Annotated in this window: 24 protein-coding genes, 1 tRNA gene, 1 other RNA gene and 1 pseudogene; 21 read left to right on the top strand and 6 right to left on the bottom strand. The window is 41.8% G+C overall.

All coding sequences use genetic code 11. The annotated features are described in order from the left end of the window. A complete protein-coding gene (locus PP175_RS14065) occupies positions 1 to 1149 on the bottom strand; it encodes an iron-containing alcohol dehydrogenase (protein ID WP_272438966.1) in 1149 nt (382 codons plus the stop codon). Between the two features lie 439 nt (positions 1150 to 1588). On the opposite strand from PP175_RS14065, the gene adhP reads away from it, so the two are divergent. Continuing rightward, positions 1589 to 2602: an alcohol dehydrogenase AdhP gene (adhP, locus tag PP175_RS14060; RefSeq protein WP_272443270.1), complete on the top strand. Its 1014-nt coding sequence runs from the start codon at positions 1589 to 1591 to the stop codon at positions 2600 to 2602. Between the two features lie 119 nt (positions 2603 to 2721). On the opposite strand, the gene PP175_RS14055 is transcribed toward adhP, so the two are convergent. After that, positions 2722 to 2813: transfer RNA gene (locus PP175_RS14055), tRNA-Ser, on the bottom strand. 103 nt (positions 2814 to 2916) lie between these two features. Further along, positions 2917 to 3297, bottom strand: an RNA gene (rnpB, locus tag PP175_RS14050) — RNase P RNA component class B. Positions 3298 to 3667: 370 nt separating this feature from the next. Between rnpB and PP175_RS14045 the strand changes: the two genes are divergently transcribed. Both PP175_RS14045 and PP175_RS14040 read left to right on the top strand, forming a co-directional pair. Beyond that, complete coding sequence (locus tag PP175_RS14045) at positions 3668 to 3991, top strand: ArsR/SmtB family transcription factor (RefSeq protein WP_272438965.1); 324 nt, start codon at positions 3668 to 3670, stop codon at positions 3989 to 3991. A 3-nt stretch (positions 3992 to 3994) separates the two neighbouring features. Beyond that, positions 3995 to 4480, top strand: a complete 486-nt coding sequence (locus PP175_RS14040; RefSeq protein ID WP_272438964.1) for an SRPBCC family protein — start codon at positions 3995 to 3997, stop codon at positions 4478 to 4480. A gap of 78 nt (positions 4481 to 4558) precedes the next feature. Here PP175_RS14040 and PP175_RS14035 read toward each other — a convergent pair whose 3' ends face one another. Then, positions 4559 to 4720 carry a hypothetical protein gene (locus tag PP175_RS14035; protein WP_272438963.1) on the bottom strand — a complete coding sequence of 54 codons (162 nt, stop codon included), beginning with the start codon at positions 4718 to 4720 and terminating at the stop codon, positions 4559 to 4561. Positions 4721 to 4975: 255 nt separating this feature from the next. Here PP175_RS14035 and PP175_RS14030 point away from each other — a divergent pair, with 255 nt between their 5' ends. From PP175_RS14030 to PP175_RS13960, 15 genes are all read left to right on the top strand, one after another. Then, the gene (locus PP175_RS14030; protein WP_272438962.1) at positions 4976 to 5764 is read left to right on the top strand and encodes an ArsR/SmtB family transcription factor; all 789 of its coding nucleotides are present in this window, start codon (positions 4976 to 4978) and stop codon (positions 5762 to 5764) included. A gap of 31 nt (positions 5765 to 5795) precedes the next feature. Next, a complete protein-coding gene (locus tag PP175_RS14025) occupies positions 5796 to 6020 on the top strand; it encodes an SRPBCC family protein (RefSeq protein ID WP_272438961.1) in 225 nt (74 codons plus the stop codon). A gap of 169 nt (positions 6021 to 6189) precedes the next feature. Continuing rightward, positions 6190 to 6897 (top strand): response regulator transcription factor, encoded by a 708-nt coding sequence (locus PP175_RS14020; RefSeq protein WP_272438960.1) that lies wholly within the window; start codon positions 6190 to 6192, stop codon positions 6895 to 6897. Then, entirely contained in the window at positions 6894 to 8261 is a 1368-nt protein-coding gene (locus tag PP175_RS14015) for a HAMP domain-containing sensor histidine kinase (protein WP_272438959.1), read from the top strand. The genes PP175_RS14020 and PP175_RS14015 overlap by 4 nt, the downstream gene beginning before the upstream one ends. 145 nt (positions 8262 to 8406) lie before the next feature. Continuing rightward, positions 8407 to 8565 (top strand): hypothetical protein, encoded by a 159-nt coding sequence (locus tag PP175_RS14010; RefSeq protein WP_272438958.1) that lies wholly within the window; start codon positions 8407 to 8409, stop codon positions 8563 to 8565. 50 nt (positions 8566 to 8615) lie between these two features. Further along, positions 8616 to 9119 carry a PsbP-related protein gene (locus tag PP175_RS14005; RefSeq protein ID WP_272438957.1) on the top strand — a complete coding sequence of 168 codons (504 nt, stop codon included), beginning with the start codon at positions 8616 to 8618 and terminating at the stop codon, positions 9117 to 9119. Further along, positions 9120 to 9779 carry an ABC transporter ATP-binding protein gene (locus tag PP175_RS14000; RefSeq protein WP_272438956.1) on the top strand — a complete coding sequence of 220 codons (660 nt, stop codon included), beginning with the start codon at positions 9120 to 9122 and terminating at the stop codon, positions 9777 to 9779. A 79-nt stretch (positions 9780 to 9858) separates the two neighbouring features. Next, positions 9859 to 10452, top strand: a complete 594-nt coding sequence (locus tag PP175_RS13995) for an ABC transporter ATP-binding protein (protein WP_272438955.1) — start codon at positions 9859 to 9861, stop codon at positions 10450 to 10452. Next, positions 10449 to 13103: an ABC transporter permease gene (locus tag PP175_RS13990; RefSeq protein WP_272438954.1), complete on the top strand. Its 2655-nt coding sequence runs from the start codon at positions 10449 to 10451 to the stop codon at positions 13101 to 13103. Before PP175_RS13995 ends, PP175_RS13990 begins: the two co-directional genes overlap by 4 nt. A gap of 91 nt (positions 13104 to 13194) precedes the next feature. Next, positions 13195 to 13773, top strand: a complete 579-nt coding sequence (locus tag PP175_RS13985) for an undecaprenyl-diphosphatase (RefSeq protein WP_272438953.1) — start codon at positions 13195 to 13197, stop codon at positions 13771 to 13773. 207 nt (positions 13774 to 13980) lie between these two features. Next, positions 13981 to 14901 (top strand): ABC transporter ATP-binding protein, encoded by a 921-nt coding sequence (locus PP175_RS13980; RefSeq protein WP_272438952.1) that lies wholly within the window; start codon positions 13981 to 13983, stop codon positions 14899 to 14901. Continuing rightward, positions 14894 to 15841, top strand: a complete 948-nt coding sequence (locus PP175_RS13975) for an ABC transporter permease (protein WP_272438951.1) — start codon at positions 14894 to 14896, stop codon at positions 15839 to 15841. The genes PP175_RS13980 and PP175_RS13975 overlap by 8 nt, the downstream gene beginning before the upstream one ends. Positions 15842 to 15885: 44 nt before the next feature. Beyond that, on the top strand, positions 15886 to 16674 hold the full coding sequence (locus PP175_RS13970; protein WP_272438950.1) for a COG4705 family protein: 789 nt from the start codon (positions 15886 to 15888) through the stop codon (positions 16672 to 16674). Between the two features lie 114 nt (positions 16675 to 16788). Continuing rightward, on the top strand, positions 16789 to 17793 hold the full coding sequence (locus PP175_RS13965; protein ID WP_442870470.1) for an MBL fold metallo-hydrolase: 1005 nt from the start codon (positions 16789 to 16791) through the stop codon (positions 17791 to 17793). A gap of 210 nt (positions 17794 to 18003) precedes the next feature. Beyond that, positions 18004 to 19998 carry a peptidoglycan D,D-transpeptidase FtsI family protein gene (locus tag PP175_RS13960; protein ID WP_272438948.1) on the top strand — a complete coding sequence of 665 codons (1995 nt, stop codon included), beginning with the start codon at positions 18004 to 18006 and terminating at the stop codon, positions 19996 to 19998. Between the two features lie 229 nt (positions 19999 to 20227). Here the strand turns inward: PP175_RS13960 and PP175_RS13955 are convergent, their stop codons facing one another. Then, positions 20228 to 20938: a hypothetical protein gene (locus PP175_RS13955; RefSeq protein ID WP_272438947.1), complete on the bottom strand. Its 711-nt coding sequence runs from the start codon at positions 20936 to 20938 to the stop codon at positions 20228 to 20230. 159 nt (positions 20939 to 21097) lie between these two features. Between PP175_RS13955 and PP175_RS13950 the strand changes: the two genes are divergently transcribed. Both PP175_RS13950 and PP175_RS30010 read left to right on the top strand, forming a co-directional pair. After that, positions 21098 to 21325, top strand: a complete 228-nt coding sequence (locus PP175_RS13950) for a hypothetical protein (protein ID WP_272438946.1) — start codon at positions 21098 to 21100, stop codon at positions 21323 to 21325. A gap of 356 nt (positions 21326 to 21681) precedes the next feature. Continuing rightward, positions 21682 to 22591 (top strand): annotated as a pseudogene (locus tag PP175_RS30010) (ISL3 family transposase). Between the two features lie 379 nt (positions 22592 to 22970). On the opposite strand, the gene PP175_RS13935 reads toward PP175_RS30010, so the two are convergent. Beyond that, complete coding sequence (locus tag PP175_RS13935; RefSeq protein ID WP_272438944.1) at positions 22971 to 23243, bottom strand: DUF1294 domain-containing protein; 273 nt, start codon at positions 23241 to 23243, stop codon at positions 22971 to 22973. Positions 23244 to 23558: 315 nt separating this feature from the next. On the opposite strand from PP175_RS13935, the gene PP175_RS13930 reads away from it, so the two are divergent. Then, a protein-coding gene (locus PP175_RS13930) for an IS3 family transposase (protein WP_272438943.1) occupies positions 23559 to 24793 on the top strand; the annotation gives its coding sequence in 2 pieces (ribosomal slippage) (positions 23559 to 23847 and positions 23847 to 24793; 1236 coding nt in all). Positions 24794 to 24838 lie beyond the last annotated feature (45 nt).

The following is a 24838-nucleotide window of genomic DNA, read 5'->3' as shown; positions in this document are numbered from 1 at the left end:
CTAAAGTGCTCGATAAAATATCTCTTCTAAATCTTTAATCGCAATATCGCGAGGATTGGTAATGATACAAACATCCTTGCTGGCTGCATCACTCATTTGTTCGATATGCTCTTCTCGTAACCCAATATCGGAGAGCCGGGGTGGGATGCCGATATCCGCAGCCAGTTGTTTCACGTGGTGGATCGCTAATTTTCCTGCCTCACAGCTTGCCATTCCGCCAATATTTTGTCCCAGCAACTCAGCAATTTGCAAAAAACGTTCGGGCGCAGCAAGAAAATTATATTCCATCACATATGGCAGCAAGATAGCATTTAGTTTTCCATGCGGCATATCCAAATACCCTCCCACAGCATGAGACATCGCATGGACGGCACCAAGGATGGCATTGGAAAAGGCAAGTCCTGCCTGAAGGCTTGCCATAGCCATCGCTGTTTTGGCTTCTTCGTTTGTTCTGGAAGCGACAGAAGGACGCAAATACTTCGCCACAAGGATCATGGCGTTTTTTGCCTGGACGTCGGTCAGAGGAGTGGCAGCGGCACTGACAAAAGCTTCGATCGCGTGAGTCAGTACGTCCATTCCAGTTTCTGCGGTCAGATCCCTGTTTTTTGTTACGAGGGTATACGGATCGGTAATGGCGATATCAGGTATGAGAGATTTTGAGATAATGGTCATTTTCACATGACGCTTGGAATCAACAATCACAGAAAACTGGGAGACTTCAGACCCGGAACCTGCTGTTGTAGGGATCATTAGAAGAGGAGGAAGCGGGACTTCAATTTTGTCAACTCCCTCATAATCATGAATGGTTCCGCCATTGGTTGCTAAAATTGCAATGGCTTTGGCGGCGTCAATGGCACTGCCTCCTCCTACACCTATAATCGCATCACATTCACACGCTTGATAGATATCAACACCCCTGGTAATTTCATAATCCTTTGGGTTGGCGGTGATTTCATAAAAAATTTCATAGGGCAGATGCGATGTGCGGCATATGTCTGTTACTTTATCCACCCACCCGGCTTCCATGACACCGGGGTCACTGACGACAAGCACCTTTTTTGCTCCGAGACGTAAGCAGCACTCGCCAGCTTGCTGTAAGGAGTCTTTTCCAAAAATAATTTCTGGCATGACAAACTTAGAGATATTCATACAAAATTCCTCCTTGGCCAATTCGTTGTTTTATAAAGCCGAAAAATCGGCTCAATAAGACGTGAATTTGTCCTTATCCTTTTTTCTCTTGAACATACATAACAAGCGAATCATAGGGAAACAAGTAATAGTACGTATATTACAATTTATCAGATAAATTGGCACGCGGCTTGCAATTGTATATTAAACGTAAAGAGCAAGTTGAAAAAAGAAGAGAAAGGAAGTGAAAATGAGGTGTTTTCCTATTATTTAGGATAATAGTAGGGCAATTCTGCCACGTTCGCAACAAATAAATTAAATCTACATACAGCCTGGCAATAGGCGTGTGGATGTGGAAGTAAAGAGCGTTTGCGTGCATGTTAATTATCGAATACGAGAGGGAGGAATTATAATGGATACAAAAGCGTTAGAAGCAAATAAGAAAATGGGAACCCAGTCAATGAAGGCAGCGGTGGCATCAGATTTTAACGAGCCATTTAAAATTACAGTGGTGGACAAACCTGAAATCGGCCCGGGTGAAATTCTTGTACGCATCAAAGCTTGCGGCGTATGCCATACTGACCTGCATGCGGTGCAAGGGGACTGGCCTGTTAAAGCAAAAATGCCGCTTATCCCTGGCCACGAAGGCGTCGGTATTATTGAAGCAGTAGCCGATGATGTCACATCTCTAAAAGTAGGAGATCGTGTTGGAATTCCTTGGCTGTATTCAGCATGCGGCGAATGCGAATACTGTTTGTCCGGGTGGGAGACGCTTTGTAAACAACAGTTAAATGCGGGGTATTCGGTAGACGGTGGATTTGCACAATATTGCAAAGCACCAGCAGCTTATGTAGCAAAGGTGCCTGATAACTTAACGTTTGAGGAAGCAGCTCCTATCTTTTGTGCAGGCGTAACAACCTATAAAGCGCTTAAAGTGTCAGGTGCAAAAGCGGGAGATTGGGTTGCCATTTATGGCATTGGCGGCCTAGGGCATATCGCTCTGCAGTATGCGAAAGCCATGGGATTCAAGGTAGTAGCAGTTGATATTCAGGATGACAAATTGCATTTAGCCAAACAGCTGGGCGCTGATATCACAGTGAATGGAATGCAGGTCGATCCGGCACAAAAAATCCAGGAAGAGCTGGGTGGCGTGAAAGCGGCGATTAGTGTCGCCGTTACACAAAGAGCGTTTAGGCAGGCATATGATTCAGTAAAACGTGGAGGAAGCTGTGTTGTTGTAGGCTTGCCAAATGCTGACTTGCCGATTCCGATTTTTGATACCGTATTAAATGGCGTAAAAGTACTGGGTTCCATTGTGGGTACACGCATCGATTTAAAAGAGGCGTTGCAATTTGCAGCAGACGGTAAAGTAAAAGCCAATATTGAAGTTCAGCCTCTGGAAAATGTAAACGATGTATTTGAACGTCTGGAACATGGTGCGATCAACGGAAGGGTTGTTTTAAGCATCGATTAATCGTGAAAGTAAACGTTAAAACAAAAGGAAGCACTCCATTAATGGGTGCTTCCTTCGAATTTTAGTTGAAAGGCAATAATAAAGAGGATACCTAACATCGGCTGAGCTATTTCTCCAAATGGCGGAGAAGGTGAGATTCGAACTCACGCGGCAGTTGCCCGCCCTAACGCATTTCGAGTGCGTCCCCTTATAACCACTTGGGTACTTCTCCAATGGAGTTACGAGTGAAGTGCGCTACCAACTGTGCCACACCAGCATTGAACAACACCCGCATATTTAACTTGCGGAGAAAAAAACAATTCGGCTCATGAAATGGCTGTAAGCCAGGTTCTGTTCTTCTGTACTTAAGCGGCAGCCAGCCTCGTACAGGAAGCAGTAGTCATGTGACTATCGACCAACGGCCGATCCATCCCTTTGGTTGATTTCCCGCAGGATGATGCCCCTACCTAAATTTGGGTTGCTCGCTCGTGGGGTTTACCTCGTTCCACCTCCTCCGTTTCCAGAAGAGCTCCGTCTCTGTGGCACTTTCAGGCTAATCTCAGCATATCCAAAAGGAGTTAGCATGATTTCACCGCCGTCAGCCGATACGAATCGGCTGCCCACCCTTGCGGATGGCACGAACACTACAGGCGTCTCAGCACTGTGCGAGCCTGGACTTTCCTCACGGACTAAAATCCGCGCGACTACTCACCATTTCATGTTTGTCGTTTATCGAAGCGACAAAAATTAATATATCATACATTCAGGGTCAATTTCATTAGTAAATGCGATCCAATGAATCATTTAATTGGAAGCAGTTTTTGGTTTAAATGTACCCAACCAAATTGAATTCATACATAATCACTTTATTTTCTGGTCCGAAATGTTGCACTATTCTTTCAAAATAAGTTTTACACCGAACACAAACTCCCTTGGGATTATGCTGCCGAGGGAGCTTTTTGTGTCTTTAACGGCCAGGTGATGAACAACTTATATAACTTTTACGAGATATAACTTTTGGGTAATATAACTATATGGTCATATAAACGTATGGTAAGGAAATGAATAAACAGGACTGTGATGAGGATGCAAAATCAAAGGAAACCCTCTAACATATTCGAGATCATAGCTGAAACAAACAGGAGATACATAATCGACCTGCTACGAACCCGTCCCAGATCAGTTGGGGAAATAGTTGAACGATCTCAATTAAGTCAACCAGGCGTTTCAAAACATCTTCGAATATTACGAGAAGCTGGCTTAGTCACGACTAGCAAGGAATCACAGAGGCATATTTACCATTTACGTGTAGAGCCGCTGCAAGAAATTGATAATTGGCTGCAGCCTTACCGTCAAGACTGGTCGGACAGGCTTGATGCACTTGAACAATTTTTAGACGAGGAGGAATAAAAAATGTTAGCAGTGATTGAAAAAATTGAAGGTGGCTATCTCGCCCGGTATGATCGTCCCTTAAAACATTCCGTAGAAAAAGTGTGGGCTGCTTTAACGGAAAATGATAAGCTGGCAAGATGGATGCACAACCTTCACGTAGAGGACCTTCGAAAAGGGGGAACCATAAAATTCGATATGAAGGACGGTTCCGGCACGTTTATTGATATTGAGATTTTAGATTTTGAACCCTATTCGGTCCTGGAATACACATGGGGCAAAGATCGGGTTCGATTTGAATTATACCCAAAGCCTGATGGGTGTCTATTAGTACTGAAAGAATTTATCAGCACATTAACTGATCACACATCAAAAGATTTAGCGGGATGGCATGTATGCCTGGATGTTTTATCTGCTCTGCTGGAGGGCCGGTATATGGAATTTCCAAAAGGTGAATGGGAAAAATGGCATCAGAAGTATGTCATAGCAGTCAAACAGATGCAAAATTAAACATCAATTATTTCAAAACCACTCCACTTCCGAGAGTGGTTTTGTTTTAATTACATAACCCATTGTGGGTAAACTATATTATATAGGTAATAAGGAAACGGCACGAATCATCATGTCAGGCTGCATCGCTGTAATTTGGCCACAAGCTTCTTCCATGTTTGTCGCAGACACATTTCGGTAGAATACGGAACCATATAGCGGGCATTCATATTCCACAATAAATATTTGCTCTTGTTCCATGCCTAGGGGTCCTCCTCTGAAGTGTTTTACTTACCTATACACAGAAATATTATATTCAATCCATTAACGTTTGATTTTTTTGCCTGAAGCATGTTGGTGCTATTTGAACAAGTCGCATGTTGATGAAAAAAGGGAATCCATGTTTCCAATGTTTACTACCTTGCATATTTACCTTTAACATGTTACGATTTGGTCACGTTAAACATGTTACTTTTTTGTAACATAATTTGTGAAGGAATTGAGCGAAATCATTAAATGAGTAACGATATAACGCAAATGTTCAAAGCACTGGCTCACCCTGCAAGAGTTCAAATATTAGATTTTTTAAACGACGGACCGATGACCACGGGGGAACTTAGCGATAAATTTCAAGTGTCTCGTTATGCGATTATGAAACATCTGGCTATATTAGAACAAGTGAGCCTTGTCATTGTCAGACGACGAGGAAGAGAGCGTTTAAATTATTTAAATGCCGTGCCGCTGCAGCAGCTCTATAACCGGTGGGTAAGCAAATACGAATCAAAGTTGTCATCTTCACTTTTAAATTTAAAAGATAAGCTGGAAGCTAAAGAAAGGGGAACAGCGAACATGGATAGTAAGGACACTAAGCTTGCATTTGGTACCTTTCAAATCGAACAAGAGGTCATGATCGAGGCATCACCACAGCGTGTTTTCAACGGTTTAACGGAGGAAATTAACGATTGGTGGGAGTTCCGATTAGGGGGCAAGGAAACGAAATTGATTCTTGAACCAAAATTGAATGGACTTTTTTATGAAGACTGCGGAAACGAACAGGGAATCGTATGGGGAACGGTTATTTATTTCAAGAAGCCAGTAGAAATTAGACTTATAGGTCTATTAGGTATGACGGGTGCAGTAAACAGCCATTATTCCTACAAATTGGAAGAAAAAGGTTCTAGCACGCTGTTAAGATTATCCCATGATGCTGTTGGGCTTTTGGAGCCGCAATGGGAAGAAGAACATCGAAAAGGATGGGCATTCTTACTTGGTAAGTTAAAAGAATATACAGAATCAAAAAAATGAACTCAAAAACTTCATGATTGAGGTATGAAATATGGTAGACGTTTTAGCACAAATCAAGATAGCGTGTCCACGCAACAGAGTTGCAGAGTATGCAGCAAACCCTGACAATGCTCCTGAATGGTATGTAAATATCCAATCAGCAGAATGGCGAACACAAAAACCATTGGCAATTGGTTCTCAAATCGCATTTAAAGCACAATTCCTGGGGCGCGAACTTGCATATGTATACGAAATTGTGGAGCACCGCGTGAATTGAGGGCCCTACACCAACCGCTTAAACAGACCGTGTTCATACGCAAACGGTCTATTTTTAATGCGGGAACGTCAGAAAATTTACCGTAATCAATTACATGGTATACTTAAAAGTAGAAAAAAATAACACATACACTACAGTTGAGCTATCGATAAAGAAGGTGATCACGTTGATGAGTGAACGAATTTTAGTTGTAGAAGACGAAGAGAAAATAAGCCGATTGCTTGAACTGGAATTAGGCTATGAAGGTTATTATGTACAGAAGGCCGATACCGGAAGAAAAGGTTTGGATCTAGCGCTTGAGCAATCGTGGGATTTGATTTTACTCGATATCATGCTTCCGGAACTCAGCGGCACGGAAGTATTGAGAAGATTGCGTAAGACGGATTCCTTTACACCGGTTATCTTCTTAACAGCGAAAGATACCGTGCCCGATAAGGTAAGCGGTTTGGACCAGGGGGCAAATGATTATATAACGAAACCATTTGACATGGAAGAGCTATTAGCGAGAATTCGCGCCTGCATCCGAAATCGGCAAACCATGAATGAAGGAATTAAAGAAAATGTATATCCTTCTGTTATGCGAAATGGCGCGCTAATGGTGAATACGCTGACCAGGGAAGTCGAATGCGAAGGTGAAAAAATTGAACTTACGCCTAAAGAGTTTGATTTACTTATCTTTTTAATGAAGAACAAAAATATCGTCCTAAACCGTGAGCAAATCATCAATCATGTGTGGGGCTTCAACTTTATTGGTGAAACGAACGTTGTTGATGTGTACATCCGGTATTTGCGAAAGAAAATAGACTATGTTTTTAATACCCAATATATCCAGACAATCCGTGGTGTTGGCTACTGTATTCGGGAGAACGACCAATGAGTTTTAAAGTAAAGATATCCTTGTATACTTCCATCCTAGTCATCTGCATTTTAATCCTCGTTAATTTTATTATTTATTTCTTGTTCATTAAAATAACCACAGCAAATGAAAAGGAAATGTTAGTATCAAAGGCAGACAATGTGGTGGAGAATGTCCAGCCAAGTATTTTACTGACACAGCATAAAGAGAATCTGCTCCAAACCTTTTTACCGGACAACTCCATGATTCGGGTAGTGGACAAAGAAGGGGACATGGTAAACCAGCTGACAGATGATCTGGATGTGACCAAGATCGCGGGCAAATTCACTCCGGCATCGAGTTCTGATCTCTACTCGGTAAATGGACATCAAATCCTCATCGTACGTTCCCCGATTGTTGTTGAAGGAAGAGCCATAGGTACATTAGAAATGGGAGAAAAACTGGTGTCATTGGAAGGGAATATAAGCACGCTCATTTCTCTCTTGCTTTTCTCCTCACTGGGTGCTGTCCTTCTCACCATTATGAGCAGTATGCTGCTGTCCAAAATGATGCTGCGCCCGCTCTCTAATATGATTCTTACCATGAAGGAAATTGAAGAGAGTTTAACATTTAAAAAAATTCGCGTAGAGGAAAAGCCCCAGGACGAAATCTATCAACTTATCTCTACTTTCAATCACATGATTGAGCGGCTGCAGATGAGCTTTATGAAGCAACGCCAGTTTGTTTCCGATGCCTCTCATGAATTGAAAACGCCCCTGACCATTATTGAAAGCTATACGAATATGTTGTTGCGGTGGGGCATGAACGACGCAGAAGTTCAGAAAGAAGCCATTGGCTCCATACATGAAGAAGCGATTCATATGAAAAAACTCACAAAACAAATGCTCGATCTGACTTCCTCTGAACAAGAAAATAACCTTTCGTTTCATGAATTCGACCTGGTTGAGCTATGTAACAATGTTGGTAAATTACTCGCTGATTTATATAACCGTTCAATTAAGATAACGCCAGATTCTCCTTCGATAATGATTTTTGGAGACTCCCTAAAAATAAAACAGCTGCTTCTTATCTTAATAGATAATGCGCTTAAGTACAGTAAGAAAGCTGTGGAAATACACATAAGCCAGAATCAAAAACAAACCATCATACGTGTCATCGATTACGGCATCGGTATACCAAAAGATGAAATTGAGAATGTTTTCGAGAGATTTTACCGTGTGGATGCTTCCCGCGCTCGCAAGACGGGAGGAACCGGACTTGGCCTGCCTATCGCAAAATCCATAGTAAATCAGCACCAAGGCACGGTAGAAGTTTTATCAGAAGAAGGAATGGGTACCGAAGTGATCATCAAATTACCAAGAAGAGGACACGGATTAACACATTAAGCACAAAGCTGCCATTCGCCCTGTGCTTTCTTATTATGAAAATTTCTTGTTCTATTCTCATTCAATTCTAATATTGGTGCAACCCACCTATTATTTGGCAAAACCATAATGAACGGTGAAAACAAATAGCAGGAGGGATTCAAAAATGGGAAAGAAAATGGGAATCGGGGCAGTAACGATGCTTTTTTTCTTGCAGGGTGTGCCAGCGATCAGCCTTCGGCAACGTCTAGTCCAAACAGTACTACGGATAAAAATCAGGCGTCGGCCAATAAATCCAGCCAGTCAAACACCGCTGCGCATTTAGCAACGGCCAGCTCCACTAAATCAGGAAATACAGGAGCTGCGGAGAAGCCGGTGAAGAGTAATGAACAACCTCTAGCACCGGAAAAAAACCCTGTAGGAGATATTCCCGACTCGCAAGCCTTCGTTACGTATACATCAGCAAAAGGCGGTTATTCCTTTGCAACGCCTGAAGGCTGGTCCAGGACAGAGAACGGGACAGATGTGAGCTATACAGATAAGTTCGACGGCGTAAAAACAGTCGTTTCAGCCAGTAGCCACCCTTTCACATTAGACAATTTTAAGAAAAATGAAGTGCAGCATTTAGTCGCAAAAGGGCGTGCTGTTCAAATCGTGGAAACAAAAGAAGTGGCACTTCCCGGTGGCAGAGCGGTAGAAGTGAAGTTTAATGCCAACTCTGACCCCAATCCGGTCACCAACAAGCAAATTCGGTTAGAAAACGAAAGCTTCTATTTCTCCAGGAATGGCAAGGTTGCAGCTTTCACATTATGGGCACCGCTGGGAGCAGACAATGTGGATCAATGGAAGAAAATGTCCGAGAGCTGGAGGTGGAAATAGATGCCGGTCTTGGCCGCCCATGATATTTATAAATTTTATCATACAGAAGAAGATGAAACCCTGGCTCTAAAAGGAGTAAACATCTCGATCGAATCAGGGGAAATGGTCGCGCTGATGGGCCCCTCAGGCAGCGGTAAGTCAACGTTACTGTCATGCCTTGTCGGTTTGGATGAACCTGATGGCGGATACGTGGAACTGCAAGGAAATCGTCTAACCCGCCGGCCAGAAACCGTGCGTGCAGCCGTGCGAGCGAAGCACATCGGCATTTTAAAACAATCGGGTAATCTGTTCAACCACCTCACAGTTGAGGAGAATGTACAGTTGCAAATGAAACTAGCAAAGAAAGCAAATAGGGAATACTTAAACCAATTAATCGAAATGGTAGGCCTGAGCCATCGAAAAAAGGCTTATCCATCCCAATTGTCAGGCGGAGAAGCAGCGCGGGCAGGCCTGGCTGTTGCAATCTCGAAAGACCCTTCCATCTTGTTAGCGGACGAACCTACGGGAGAAGTCGATGCACAAACTGAGATGGCTATTCTTGAATTATTTGATCAGCATCGAAAAAAGGGCGGTGCTGTTCTAATTGCCACCCATAGTAAAATGCTTGGACGGCGTGCAGACCGAATTGTACATTTAAATGATGGAAGGGTAATCATGTGATGACAAAAAACGAGCAACTGCTATTGAAGCAACAGATATCGGCTGTTCCTACCGAAATGGACAAACAGAAGTCGTGGCGTTGGAATCTGCTACGTGTGAAATAAAACCAGGCGATCAAATTGCGTTAATGGGGCCCTCTGGCAGCGGTAAGTCAACCCTTCTTCAAGTGTTAGGCGGACTTGAATCACCTACGAAAGGAACGATTAGCTGGCCCATTTTAGGGGAAAAAGATTTTCTCCGCCCCTATCATATAAGCTTTATTTTTCAAATGCCGAGCCTCGTCGCCCCTCTCTCTGTTGTTGAAAATGTCGAACTTCCCCTTCTTCTCATGAATACAGACACAAAGTCGGCAAGAACGGAAGCGATGAACGCCTTGGAGCAGTTGAATATGCACTACCTCGCCCATAAATTGCCTGAGGAACTTTCAGGAGGGCAGGCCCAGAGAGTAGCTGTAGCAAGAGCGCTGGCAGGCAAACCGCAACTCATCTTAGCAGATGAACCGATAGGCCAATTGGACCATCCGACTGCAAATTTTATGATGGATACGCTGTTCGCGAGTCTGAATGAAACGGGGGCGGCGATTGTGGTTGCCACCCATGATCCGGAAATAGCGCAGCGGTTTGATATGAAGTGGCACATGTACCGGGGCAGACTGGAGGTGGAAGGCGCGTGAATTATGTAATTTGGGTTAAAGGGTTGTTCATGCGAAATAGCATACGAATGTGGGGTGCCATAGTAGGTGTTGCTTTAACGGTGGCTCTGTTGGTATCGCTTGGTGCCTTTATCACTTCTAGCGACTCTGTTATGACTGACAGAGCCGTTAAAGACGTACCGGTTGACTGGCAGATTCAGCTCTCCCATTCTTCCGACAAGGATAAAGTTATCAAAGCCGTTGAAGCGACAAATTCCTACCACTCGCTCTCACAGGTTTTTTATGCCAGTGCATCCGGTTTTTCAGCCGCAGCAGGCGGAACCACACAAACAACTGGAACAGGACAGGTGCTCGGCGTTTCTCCGGAGTACAGCCGCCTTTTTCCTTCACAAATCCGTTCTTTACTTGGCTCAACGGACGGCGTGCTGATCGCGCAGCAAACGGCTGCGAACCTCCATGTTTCCGTCGGTGATCACGTAACAATTAAGCGTGTAGGATTGCCCCCTGTAAAGGTAAAGATTGACGGGGTAATTGATTTGCCTAATGCCGATTCTTTATTTCAAGCGGTAGGTGTGCCATCAAACGCAGCACCGCAAGCGCCGCCGGATAATGTTTTGTTGTTGCCAACTTCACAGTGGCATCAAATTTTTGATCAACAGATGAATATACGGCCCGATTCTGTCAAAACTCAGCTTCACTTAACAATTCCACACAATCTTCCGCCGGATCCAACCGCGGCTTATGTTTACGTTCAACAGTTAGCGAACCATGTGGAAGCATTAATATCGGGTAGTGGAATAGTGGGCAACAATCTCGCAGCAAGATTAGATGGGGTAAGAGAAGATGCTTTATATGCGAGAATTCTCATTCTGTTCTTGGGTCTGCCCGGTGCTATCTTAGCCGCATTGCTGACGATTTATATTGCGGCTTCCGGATCACAGTTGAGGCGTGAACAGCAAGCTCTGCTCCGCACGCGTGGCGCATCGGTAGCGCAAGTGTTGAAATTTGCGATCGTTGAGGCTGTATGGGTTGGAATCGTCGGTGTGATAGCAGGATTGGTATTGTCTATTTTTACTTCAAAATCTATCACAGGTGCAGCCTGGATCTACAACACTGCAACGATTATTTGGATTGTGCTGGCAGCAGTAGCCGGATTCTTACTATCTATCTTCTCTATCTTATCCCCAGCATGGAAAGATGCGAAATATTCCACCGTCGTTTCCGCGAAAGCAATCGTCGGCAGAAAAACCAAACCTGTGTGGGGCCGTATCTATTTGGATCTGATCCTGCTTCTTATTTCTGCTCTATCTTTTGCGAATTCAGCCAACTCTGGATATCAACTTGTGCTTGCACCGGAAGGAGTCGCGCAAACTTCCGTGCATTATGAAGCCTTCATCGCACCGTTTTGTCTATGGCTGGGGGGCACGCTTCTCTTTATAAGGCTGCTTACTCTCGCATTAGATAAAGGAGGAAATATCCTTTCTAACATTTTCAAGCCGGTTGCCCATAATTTATCCCATGTTGTATCCAGCTCATTTAGCAGGCAAAGGAAGCTGCTCGTCCGAGGGATCATCCTCGTATCGTTGTCCTTTTCATTTGCTGCGTCTACCGCTGTCTTCAACACGACGTACAACGCACAAGCGTTAGTGGATGCACAGTTAACGAATGGGGCTGATGTGACAGTATCCGGCCCGACTGCCGCGAATCCAGCAAGCAAACTTAACGAGCTTAGCAAATTAAACGGAGCACTAAACATTCAACCTATGCAGCATCGTTTTGCCTATGTAGGGAATGATTTGCAGGATTTATTCGGCATTGACGCAAGGCATGTTAACGAAGCAACACACATCTCAAATGCTTATTTTGCAAACGGGGATGCGAAGGCATCGTTGGCTAAGTTAGCTCAGGAGAGGGATGGCATTTTTGTCTCGGCCGAAACGGCAACGGATTATCAACTGCAGCCGGGCGATCAATTAAACCTTCGTTTACAAGGCAGAGACCATCAGTACCATGTGATTCCTTTTCGCTTTGTTGGTGTTGTCCGAGAGTTTCCGACCGCTCCGAAAGATTCATTTTTAGTGGCGAATGCGGACTATGTCGCTGAGAAAACAGGAGTCGGCGCCTATGAGACGCTGTTAATTCATTGCAATACCGCTCCTGAACAGTTTGCCAGTCAGGCTCGCAAAGTAGTGGCTGGTTTACCAGGCGTGAAAGTTACCGAAATTAATTCAACGCAACGAACGATAAGTACAAGTCTTACTTCGATTAATTTACATGGGCTGACAAGCCTTGAACTTGCGTTCTCCATTCTGTTTATTGCAGGCGCCACAGGGTTAGTTTTTGCACTAGGCATGAACGAACGCAGGCGAATTTATTCTATTTTGACTGCCATTGGCGCCAAGCGTGATCAACTCGGTGCCTTTCTCTGGAGTGAGGGGCTGTTAGTTCTAATTGGCGGGGGCGTAATTGGCCTAAGTTTTGGAATGCTCATTGCTGAACTTTTGGTCAAAGTACTGAATGGTGTGTTTGATCCACCCCCTGAATTTTTACAGATTCCTTGGGGATACTTGCTGACGTTAATCGTTACAGGGTTCTTGTTTATGATTATCGTTGTACTTGGCATGATTAAGTATTCCAGGCAGGGGCTGTCCCAATCATTAAGAAGCTTGTAATGGGATGGGAAAAAATCTATACTTTAATGAACTTTAAAGACTGTTTAAAAGTCTTTTCTTTCCGTCATAACATAAAAAGAAAGGGAGAAATATGAATTATTCATTGTTCCATGCCATTAACCAAATGGCAGGACACCATCCCATCATAGATGGTATCATGAAGTTCTTTACGAATTATGCTCTTGTCTTGTTCGCTGTACTTTTGGTTGTCATGTGGGTAACGGGCAACGAAAGGAATAAACGAACCGTTTTATACGCAGGACTTTCAGGCATACTGGCATTGGTTATCAACGTGATCATCAGCCAGATTTATAAAGAACCCCGTCCATTTGTCACGCATCATGTAAATCTGCTTTTGCCACATGCAGCTGATTCAGGCTTTCCGAGTGATCACACATCCGGTGCGTTTGGCATTGCAATTGCCATGCTTATGCGCAATACAAGAATGGGAAGATGGATGATTGCCATTGCCATTGTAACTGGATTCTCACGCATTTACGTTGGCCACCATTACCCTGGAGATGTGCTAGGTTCCATCGTTGTCGCTTGTATTTCAAGCTTTTTGATTCTTCGTTTTAAACAACTTTTGGAACCACTTGTACAGGCTGTCATTTCTATTTATCACAAAATTATCCCAAACAAACCCACTGTAAAAAAACAAGCACCCTGAGGTACTTGTTTCACACTGAAGAGAACGCCTGGAAATTATGAACGGTAACCCGAATAAAGGACACTTAGCAAAAGTCCCTTGTTCGGGTTTTTTGTATGGGGTAACTACTCGTCTTTCTAGGAATTAAGAAAAATTTAAGAAAGAATAACGATTTATTTAATGAAAACAATTTATGATCAACAGGACTGAAACACAGGAGGAAATCATATGTCCACATCTGTTCTGGAGATTCGCAACTTGACTAAGCGAATCGGGAATAAGACAATAATTGACAATTTAAGTTTTGAAATACCAAAAGGTGAAGTGTTTGGTTTTTTAGGCCCTAATGGAGCGGGAAAAACGACTACCATAAGAATGATGGTAGGTTTAATGAGCATTACAGAAGGGGATGTGTTAATCGGTGGGCATAGTATCACAACCAATTTCGAAAGGGCGATCGTTAAGGTAGGAGCCATTGTAGAGAATCCTGAGATGTATAAATTCTTGAGCGGGTATGATAATTTGATTCATTTTGCACGGATGGTACCAGGCGTTACGAAGGAACGTATTGAAGCGGTTATTCAATTGGTAGGTTTAGAAAATCGCATCCGTGACAAAGTTAAAACCTATTCACTAGGCATGAGACAGCGGTTAGGGGTGGCGCAAGCTTTGTTACATCAACCGTCCCTTCTTATTTTAGATGAGCCAACAAACGGACTCGACCCAGCAGGTATTCGAGAACTGAGGGATTATTTGCATACATTAACGCGAGAGGAAGGGATTTCTGTCCTAGTATCAAGTCACTTGCTGTCTGAGATGCAACTGATGTGTGACCGGGTAGCGATTATCCAGGAAGGAAAACTCATTGATGTTCAATCCATTAGAGACATTATGAATGAGGAAACAAGTAGTTCTGTTCTATTTGAGCTTGATAATATTGAATTGGCTTTTAAAATACTAGCGTCACACCAGTCAGCTCAACCAAAGAAAGTAGAAGATGGCGTGGAATGCTTGTTAGACAAAGAACAAATTGCGGTAATTAATGAAACTTTGGTTAAATCTGGAATTAAGGTTTATGGAATTAAAAAGATTACTCCATCTTTGGAAGAAAAATTCTTGCAAGTTACGGGGAGTGATCAAATTGCTTAATCTATTGATGAATGAAAATATGAAAATTTATCGGCGTTTACGAACATGGATGCTGGTTGTAGCCTTAGTTCTCACGACGATAGGGTTTTTAACCGCTCAACACTTTACAGTAAAGCCTGCTCAAATAGCCAATGCAAATTGGAAAACAAACTTACAACAACAGATTAAAGACGACCAGCGGATGCTAACAGTTATGAATCGGGGAAATGACTGGAAAGCACGAGTGACATCACGAATCCATGTAAACCAATATCACTTAACGCATAATTTACCGCCTACGGATGAGACGTTGTGGGGCAACATGTTAAAGGCAGCTGATCTCGTTATCGTTGTTACCGTCTTTACGGTTGTGATTGCAGCAGATAGTGTGGCAGGTGAGTTTAGTTCGGGAACGATTAAATTGCTGCTAATTCGCCCGGTATCCCGTTCTAAAATTCTACTTTCTAAATATGTAGCAACTGTAGTGTTTTCGGTACTACTTTTACTGGTTTTATTTATTAGTGCGTTTATCGTATCAGGTGCATTACAAGGGTTCCATGATGTAGGTGTGCCTTATGTGTATGCATCTAATGATGGCATTGTTCATACTAAAAATATTGTTCAAGAAGCGATTAGCACCTATTTATATCAATGTGTACAGATGATTATAACGGTGACGATGGCTTTTATGATTTCTACCGTATTTCGTAGTAGTTCTATTGCGATTGCGTTATCTGTGGGCATTATGTTTGCTGGATCAAGCATTGTTAGTTTCTTATCTCAATTTAGCTGGGCAAAATACTATTTGTTTGAAAACACGGATTTGACCCAATACCTCAATGGTACACCTAATATTCCAGGCATGACGCTATCGTTTTCCGTTACAGTTATACTTGTTTATTTCTTAATTTTTAATGCGCTATCCTGGATTGTGTTTAAGAAAAGAGATGTCGCGGCGTAATATTTTAGTGAAAGAATTCAACATTGGAGGAAAAGAGTTAGCATATGAATAAGCCGTTATCAGCCACCACTTATCCTGCTCAGCAGATCGCTACTAAGGTTCCGGAAATTACGATGTACTTCTGGATTACCAAAGTGCTGACCACTGGAATGGGCGAGGTGTTCTCTGATTATCTAGTCAATCACATCAATCCAATAATTGCAGTAGCTCTCGGGGGAATTGGCCTAGTAGCATCGCTGGCTCTACAGTTCGCAGTACGCCGATTTGTGGCATGGATCTACTGGTTGGTTGTGGTCATGGTCAGTATATTTGGCACGATGGATGCCGATGTTATGCACGTTGTGCTGGGCATCCCCTACCTTGTATCAACCTTGTTCTTTGCTGTGGCGCTGACCGTTATTTTCGTAACTTGGCATAAGACTGAGAAGACTCTCTCTATACACAGTATCTACACCCGTAAGCGAGAGGTATATTACTGGTGCACCGTACTAGGCACGTTCGCACTTGGCACTGCTGCTGGAGATATGACCGCGTATACCATGCACTTAGGTTACTTCTCCTCGGGTGTGCTGTTTGCCATCTTGCTTGCTATCCCAGCTCTTGGCTATTGGTTGTTTGGTCTAAATGAGATTTTCGCCTTCTGGTTCGCCTATATCATGACGCGTCCGGTAGGGGCCTCGTTTTCGGACTGGATCTCGGTGCCTCATGGTCGCGGTGGTCTTGGGCTGGGCACAGGTCCGGTCAGCCTTTGCTTAACAATTATTATCCTTGTACTTGTCGGCTACCTGACGGTCACCCACAGAGATGTAAAGAACGAAGCCACAGTGTCATAGATTCGGTGGCAGATAGTATTTCTTAATTTGCAACTTAATAGAATTTTTTACTTTTAACACAAATAATAAAGATAAAACAAAAAAGACGAAAGTGTGTCGTCTTTTTTGTTTTATATGAGGGAGCAGATTTCATTGAATAAATATAAAAATTATGACGGGATAAAAAATAAACATACTTTTTCTGACTTTCTACGCTGGATAAAAGAGAAAAAGACAAAGAAAAAAGATTATTCCTATCGCGTTCAACAAGCTGAGAAAAAAGAAATCGATTTTCTCAAGAATAATCGCGAACAAACAACAATAACTTGGGTTGGCCATTCTACTTTTTTAATTCAAATTGGCGGATTGAATATATTAACTGACCCGATATGGGCAGATAGACTTGCCTTTTATAAACGTTCAACCGAACCAGGCCTTAAACTAGAAGAACTTCCACTGATTGATATTGTTTTGGTTTCTCATTCGCACTATGACCATCTGGATTTTTCTACGATATTAAAATTACCTCCCAATATAGTATTTTTAGTCCCGAGCGGGTTGAAAAAGCTATTTATTAGAAAGCACATCATCAAATCAGAAGAGCTGAAGTGGTGGACTACTTTTAAATGGGGAATCATCGAATTTACCTTCGTGCCAAGCCAACATTGGTCAAAGCGGACACTTTTTGATACGAATACTTCCCATTGGGGTGGTTGGGTAATGCGTAATACCCAAACAAACGAAACGATTTATTTTGCAGGGGATAGTGGCTATTTTAGAGGGTTTGAAGAAATTGGGGAAAGATTTAAATCAATTGATTACGCACTATTGCCCATCGGTGCATATGAACCGGAGTTTTTCTTGAAGATGGATCATATGAACCCTGAAGAAGCTATACAATCATTTTGTGATGTTAAAGCAAAAACGTTTATACCCATGCATTATGGGGCTTATAAGCTAGCCAATGAGACGACTAAGGAATGTTTGGACAGATTATATGCAGAATGGGAAAAACAAAAACTGGATTTATTAAAATTAAAAGTTTTGCTGTTAGGGGAAACGCTGCATAGTGAGGAAAATTTAAATGAAAACAATGGTGAATTCACTTGGAATAAACATTATAAACAACAAAATATCTGATTAAGTTGTTTGAAGATGCTGCGATGTGCTTAATAGGTGTTGTGGTGTTTGAGTTTTGGCATCTACTTCCGGGTTTTCCATAAGAAATCTCCGTTTTTTAACAAACTGCTAATATTTTTTTGGTAACATAATTTATCGAGAAATTTTCAATAAATGTGGGTACCTTTACTATTATCCTAGTTTTATCCTACATCACGGAAGGAGAAATTTGTGTTTAACAAACCGAATTTGAATTTGCTTAATAACAGGCTCAATCTCCTTTTGCTTATAATCTTTTCTCTTTTTGTCCTTGTTGTAATTCGCCTTGCTGATGTTCAAATCGTACAAGGAAACCAATATTCTCAAAAAGCGACGCAAAAGGCAAATGTTAAAGTGGTTATTCCAGCTATGCGAGGAAATATTTACGATAGCAAAGGAAATCTAATAGCTTATAGTAAAGGAACGTACACGGCTGTGTTTAAAGAGCCGGAATCGATGAAAAAGCAACAGTATGTGGATTTGGCTACTCAATTACAACCCGTATTAGGTTTGGATCGTAGTAAAATTCTCTCGCAAATGGATTGTGGCTGGAATTTAGACAAAAGCGGGAAAGTAGTTGCGGTTGCACGCCAGACATCTAAATTTTTAGAAAAAGATTTAAAATATGATTTGACGCCGCAACAAATTGCTTATCTTTCTGAACATCGTTTAGAACTTGCAGGCATCGATGTATCTGTTAAACCGGTCCGGGTGTATGACAACAAACAAGTGGCTGTACAAGCCATTGGATATGTTCGGAAATACGGAGTTGCCCAACAATCGAATATTGCTTACTACCAAAACAAACAGAATGTATACGATCTAAATCAAATGGTCGGGCTTGATGGTATTGAACTGTCATATGAACAGTACCTGCAAGGCAAAAATGGTTATCACGAATATGCTCTTGCTGCCAATCAACAAATATTAAAAGAGTTAAACCAGGTTCCGCCACAGTCAGGTGATAACTTATATTTAACGCTGGATGATCGGGTTCAACTCGATACTAGAGACTTTATTAAGGGATTTCTTCCAAAACTACAAAGTTCGGGTAAAACCAACGCAAAAACTGCTTATGTGGTTGCTATGGAAGTAAAGACAGGCAAGATCGTTGCGATGATTAGTTATCCAGAATACGATCCGAATATTTGGTCGAAAAATACACTCGACAGCAATGATTATAATCACATCGCCTATTCTTTGATAAACGGTACAATTCGAAGTGCACCTTATGATGTTTTTCCGCTTACGGGTAAGGCGGCTCAAGATGAAGTGGGCAAACACCCAAGTTCAATGGTGCCAACGGGTTCCGCTATCAAACCATCGACTCTTATGATGGGTATGGGTGAGCAAATCATTTCTCCTTATGACTCATGGGCTGATCCCGGTACTTATCGTTATGGTCGAGGTACAGACTCTGTCCATAATGATAACTATGATAACTACGGGATTTTGACTCCACAAAAGGCACTTGAAAAATCATCCAATACTTATATGGCTCGGATTGGAGATTTAACTGCCCAGAAATATGGTAAAAAAGCGATCTCGATTATGCAAAAATATCATGCAGCCTTTGGACTTGGCGTGAAAACACAAGTCGATTTACCGTATGAGGAAAAAGGAATTCAAGATTTCTTGACGATGAATAAAGTGTATGGGCCGCTTGCGGCTATGGTTCAGTCCGCTTTCGGTCAACAAACGCATTATACTGTTATGCAGCTTGCTCAGTATGCCACAACATTAGCGAATAACGGGGTAAGGATGAAACCCCAACTAGTGGATCGTATTACGGATCCTAATGGGAAAAAAATTCGTGCCTATCATCCAGTTGTATTGAGTAAATTGAACGAACCTGATATTTATTGGAATACGATTAGAGAAGGTATGGGATTGGTTACTCAAGGTAATGGTACGGCTGGAACCACATTTGCAGGATTCCCTTATCCTGTAGCTGCTAAAACGGGTACATCCGATCAAGACATTTATGTGAAATCTCCAACTTCGAATACTTGGTCGAAGTATGCTTCGGTGTCTAATGGTGTATTTATGTCTTACGCACCTCTGAATAATCCAAAATTAGCTGTAGCTGTCGTTGTTCCAGAAGGTGGATTTGGTGCTAGTTCTGCTGGTATCATTGCTCGCCATGTTTATGAAAGTTATGATAAATATGTCGGATTAGCTAAATGAAACGAATAAAAAAGGTCTGTTGAAATATTTCAGCAGACCTTTCAGACTGAGGAACAACTCCCCTGGAATTATGCTTTCGTTAGATAAAAAAGCCTCCAACCGGATTAACGGCGGAGGCTATTGGTATGCGGTGTATACCACTTTCCCCACGGCTTAAATATTGCAATTACCAACGTTGACAAATAAACAGTTTGTTGTTTACATATTTGTATAATTTTATCATATATATTTACTGTATCTGATTTTGCTCAGCTCTAGAAATAAAATATTCGTGAATATCATAGTGAGGGACTGGGTCTCCTTCGTGACCATGCGGATTCCAGTCAATATCAAAATGATCTACTTTATTTGGAATTGGAAGACCATCGGTACCTGGAATGTCATGTACTGTTTTATTTAACTCTTTATCAGGCATAACTTCCAGGAAAACAAGTTTGCCGTTATAGATACCGAAAATAGGACCAAGCGGCATATTTTTTGGATTTGCCCAATGTTCCCCCATTTGAGGAACGGCAGGTCCAAGTTTTACCACGCCTTTCGGGAGAATGGTAACATTGGATGTCATGCTCTGTTTATCCCATCCAGACGTAAAATTGCCTAAGGCTTCTGCCATGGCGATAACAGGAGCGATGATTACTTCATCATCCTTTTGAAATTCTCCATAGGCCTTCGATACAGTATTACCGTTTATTTTCAAAGTTTTCGTTGATGATTCCCACGTATATGTAGCTCCGTAAAACGAACTAAACGCTTTAACTGATGCATAAACCCGATTATTCTTCATGCGTGCAGACGAATCCAATACGTTCGTTCCATTATAATTCACATGGACTCCACTATGATTCCCAACATGAGACTCATCATCAGCTAACGCTGAAAAAGGGAATAAAGTGACACCCAATACAGCCGTTGCAAAAATTGCTCCTAATTTCCTATTCATTACCTCACTCCTTTAAAAGGTTCAATTTTTTGAAACACTACAAAAGATTATGAAGTGGGGATCAGGAGTATGATTTAAATTTATCTTAATCATTTGCTTAACAGACAAAGTCTACAAAAAAATAAAATGCATATACTTTCGTGTAAAAGGGGGAGGGAATTGGACTTGATTTTCTATAATGATGATTTATTAATCGAGATGGACCGTATCGAAAGACAACTTAAAAAGTCATATCTGTTAATCGACAGTTATCAACACATGTATCGCAATGGCGCACTTACCCAACCACATTATAATGGTTGCATTAATGTGGTGGAAACGGAAAAATACATTCAAGATTTAAGGGAAAAGCAAGAAGATATCATAAAGATATTAAATGTTGAATAAAAAGAGGCAAAGTTGCGACTTGTTACCCTCCGTAGGAGTAAATATGCGATGTTGGATTCCACGAACCAATCAGTAAATAAACCTTTGCACAATACATTTATTTCCTTAATTAACAACCGTAGTTAAAAGGACAATATAAAAAGCCAATCTTGGAAATGTTCCAGATTGGCTTTTTAAGTTAACTGTGAGCTACTATTTTTTTGATATTGAACTAATAAGATATACCAGTTAGTATCTTTTTTGATTCATCACCACTTTTTGTGGAGAGTTAAAGGAAACATGAAAACACCCGCGAGTTCCTGGCAAGAATGTTAGTGCTACCAAAACATTCCAAGGAGGAATCGCGGGTGTCTCAAATGCTTTCCATACCCTTAGAATTGCCAGAATTTCAGATTGTTAATCAGTGGTCAGAAAAGGAAGCACATTTTGCTTTGGTCAGAAAACAATGTGGCATCGAAAGATGCCCAGCTTGTGGTTTTTGTTCTTTGGGAATCCACGATCGCCGAACAAGAAAGGTAAGAGACCTTGCGGTCCTAAAGAAGCCTTTATTTTTACTGGTTGAAATCGTGCGTTTTCGTGTCAAAACTGTGAAGAGGTATTTTCTCAATCCTTTGATTCCATAAAACCTAACCAACATTTTACGAAACGTTATCAATCGTTGTTGATATGTGGGAGCCGTTCCATAAAGCATTACGCATGATATTTCCAGCGGCTACTATCGTTATCGATAAATATCATGTTGTACAGAAGGTAACACAAGCACTTGATCAAGTCCGTAAGGAACTTCAAAGCAGCACCAAAAAAGCAAAGAATCCGCTAAAGAGTCATCGATTTCTCCTTTTAAGAAGCTGGGAGAAGTTAAAAGAGAAACATCATCACAAACTTGATAATATGCAAGATGCTTCCCCACTGCTAGCTCAAGCCTATTTCTTAAAGGAATCATTTCGTAATATCTATAAAGCTTCTTCCTATGAAGAAGCAAGCAAACTGTTGTTAAGGTGGTTAACAGAGGCTGAAAATAGCGGTTTATCGTCTTTTAGAAAAGTCGCAAAGACAATTTGTCGTTGGCAAAATGAAATTCTAGGTTACTTTAATGTTTTCATCACGAATGCCCGCACTGAAGGCACAAATCATAAGATCAAAAACATTAAACGAAGGGCGTACGGATATCGAAACTTATCTCGTTTTCGTCTTCGTGTGATGTTAGAATGTACTGGATTAGAACGTGCAAGACCACTCATAGAGTTGGTCCATAAAATAAGCTAAAGACGGACAAGGGATGACCCTGATGTTCCTGAATAAGCCTCAAACCAACCTGGTATAGAAAACTTATCAGTTAGAGATACTTATTACTGGACAAGGGATGATCCTGGTGTGATAGAGTAACCTCTACCGATACTGGTGATCATCTTTTTTGATGCTAACATAGTTTACCGGTGCCTCGCGGCACCACAAAAAATGGTGAAGAGACTTCATATATAGTGCAGTGGTATTTTTCATTCTAGCAGTTTTATACGCCACATCGGGAACGAGTGTCTTACTAGCCTCGCTGATTGTATTTCTTTTACTGTTTAGATACACATATAACCATGCATAAGAGGGGTAGTCATTTTCAGACTTGCCCCTTTTTCTATTGGTAATGTTCTTAAGCAAACCTGCTAACGATATAGATCACACATAAGATTTGGATAATCGCAACGGTTGGGAAGCCGAATTTAAACATTGTGTGCTTCGTTTTATGACGGAATAATTCCATAGCTAAACTGCAAAAAGGCGCTCCTCCTAGCAGAGCCACTTGCCACAGTGTTTTCTCCCTTATTCGGTACTCGCCACGTTTCGCCTTTTGTTTATCAGCATACATAACATAAAAGCCAATCAAATTTATGATCAACAAATAAAGGGTTAAAAATTTCAACATGTTTTGGTTCCCTCTCCAATGATATCTTTTATTCTCATCATACATAAGAAATGATGATTAGAAAAACAAGAATTACAGACACGAATACCAGGGGAGGGGATAACCATCTCTTTCCGTCTATGTTGACATATTCTTCATCCTCCAAGGGAAATATAACAGGGAAGGAGGAATGGTTTTATGTCACAGGATAAAGCAAACATTGAACAATCATTAAAAAACGAGGTAAGAACCTTGTCTCTCTTTAGCCCCCTAGTGAAGTTGGACACTATGAGTGGTTCTTTATTATACTTATAGTGACAGAGGGGGAATACAACCATGACGAGAAAAAAGTATTCACTAGATTTTAAGAAACAAGTGGTGAAAGAAGTAAAGGAAACGGGCAGTATTACGGCGGTTGCTCGCCGCTATGAACTATCCGTGAACATGGTCGGACGCTGGAAAAAGGAAATCGAAACAGGGAAATACGGAGATGTGGATTTCGCTACCTTGCCATCTCTCGATGCCGAGACGTTGTCCCAGGAAAATGATCAGCTTAAACGACTGCTTGGTGAAAAAGATTTAGAGCTGGCCATTTTGCGTGATTTAATAAAAAAGAAAAACCCTCACTTGCTGAGAAGCTTGAAGTAGCTGAACACTACATACTACAAGGCTATCCGAAACGGTTAGTTCTACGTTTTGCCCAGATTCCACGCTCAACCTACTACTATCATAAGAAACAGGAAGGGCAGCCAGTGGAGCCAGTGAAAAGTGAGGGACGTGAAGCACCGGGCTATTCCGTTCAACAGGACGGAACGAAAGTTTCAGATGAACAAATCAAAGAATGGTTAATGGAAGCTGTTGCAGGCGATGGTTTTGCCTACGGGTATCGTAAGCTTACCGTGCTTTTACGCCGTCAATATGAGCTTATTATTAACAAGAAAAAAGTATATCGCCTATGTAAGGAGCTCGATATTTTAAGACCCCAGCGGAAAAAGAAAACCATTTATCCGCGAAAACTAGCTCGAAATCGAGTGATCACGGATTCCAATCAACTGTTTGAAACGGACATTAAATACGGCTATATTGAAGGAGAAGACCGCTTTTTCTTCATACAATCCGTGCTGGACATCTATGACCGCTCGGTCATTGCGTACCATATGGGACTTGCATGCGAAGCGAAAGACGTGGTACGAACGCTTCAACAAGCGTTGTTAAAACGGCAGCTGTTTGACAAAGACAACAAGCCTGCGATTCGTTCTGACAATGGGCCACAGTTTATTTCCCATGCATTTGAGGCGGCCTGCGAATCATTTGGGGTTATACATGAGAGAATTCCACCCAGAACACCAAATATGAACGCACATATTGAGTCTTTTCACCGGATTTTAGAAGATAACTGTTTGTCCCGTCACGAATTTCAAAGCTATAAACAGGCCTACGAAACAGTTGTTGACTTCATGACCTTCTATAACGAGAGACGGATTCATTCAAGCATAAAAGACTTGGCACCGAATGAGTTTTACAGATTGAACCAGGAATGGTCGATTAAAATTAAAGAAATACGTGTGTAATCAAGTAATTCTACGTAAAAGAGAGATTAAGAGTGTATGTGTCCA

The organism is Aneurinibacillus sp. Ricciae_BoGa-3 (genome assembly GCF_028421645.1).
Taxonomy (GTDB): domain Bacteria; phylum Bacillota; class Bacilli; order Aneurinibacillales; family Aneurinibacillaceae; genus Aneurinibacillus_B.
Note: the sequence above shows the minus strand (reverse complement) of the source record. Positions and strands in the feature narration are given on the sequence as shown.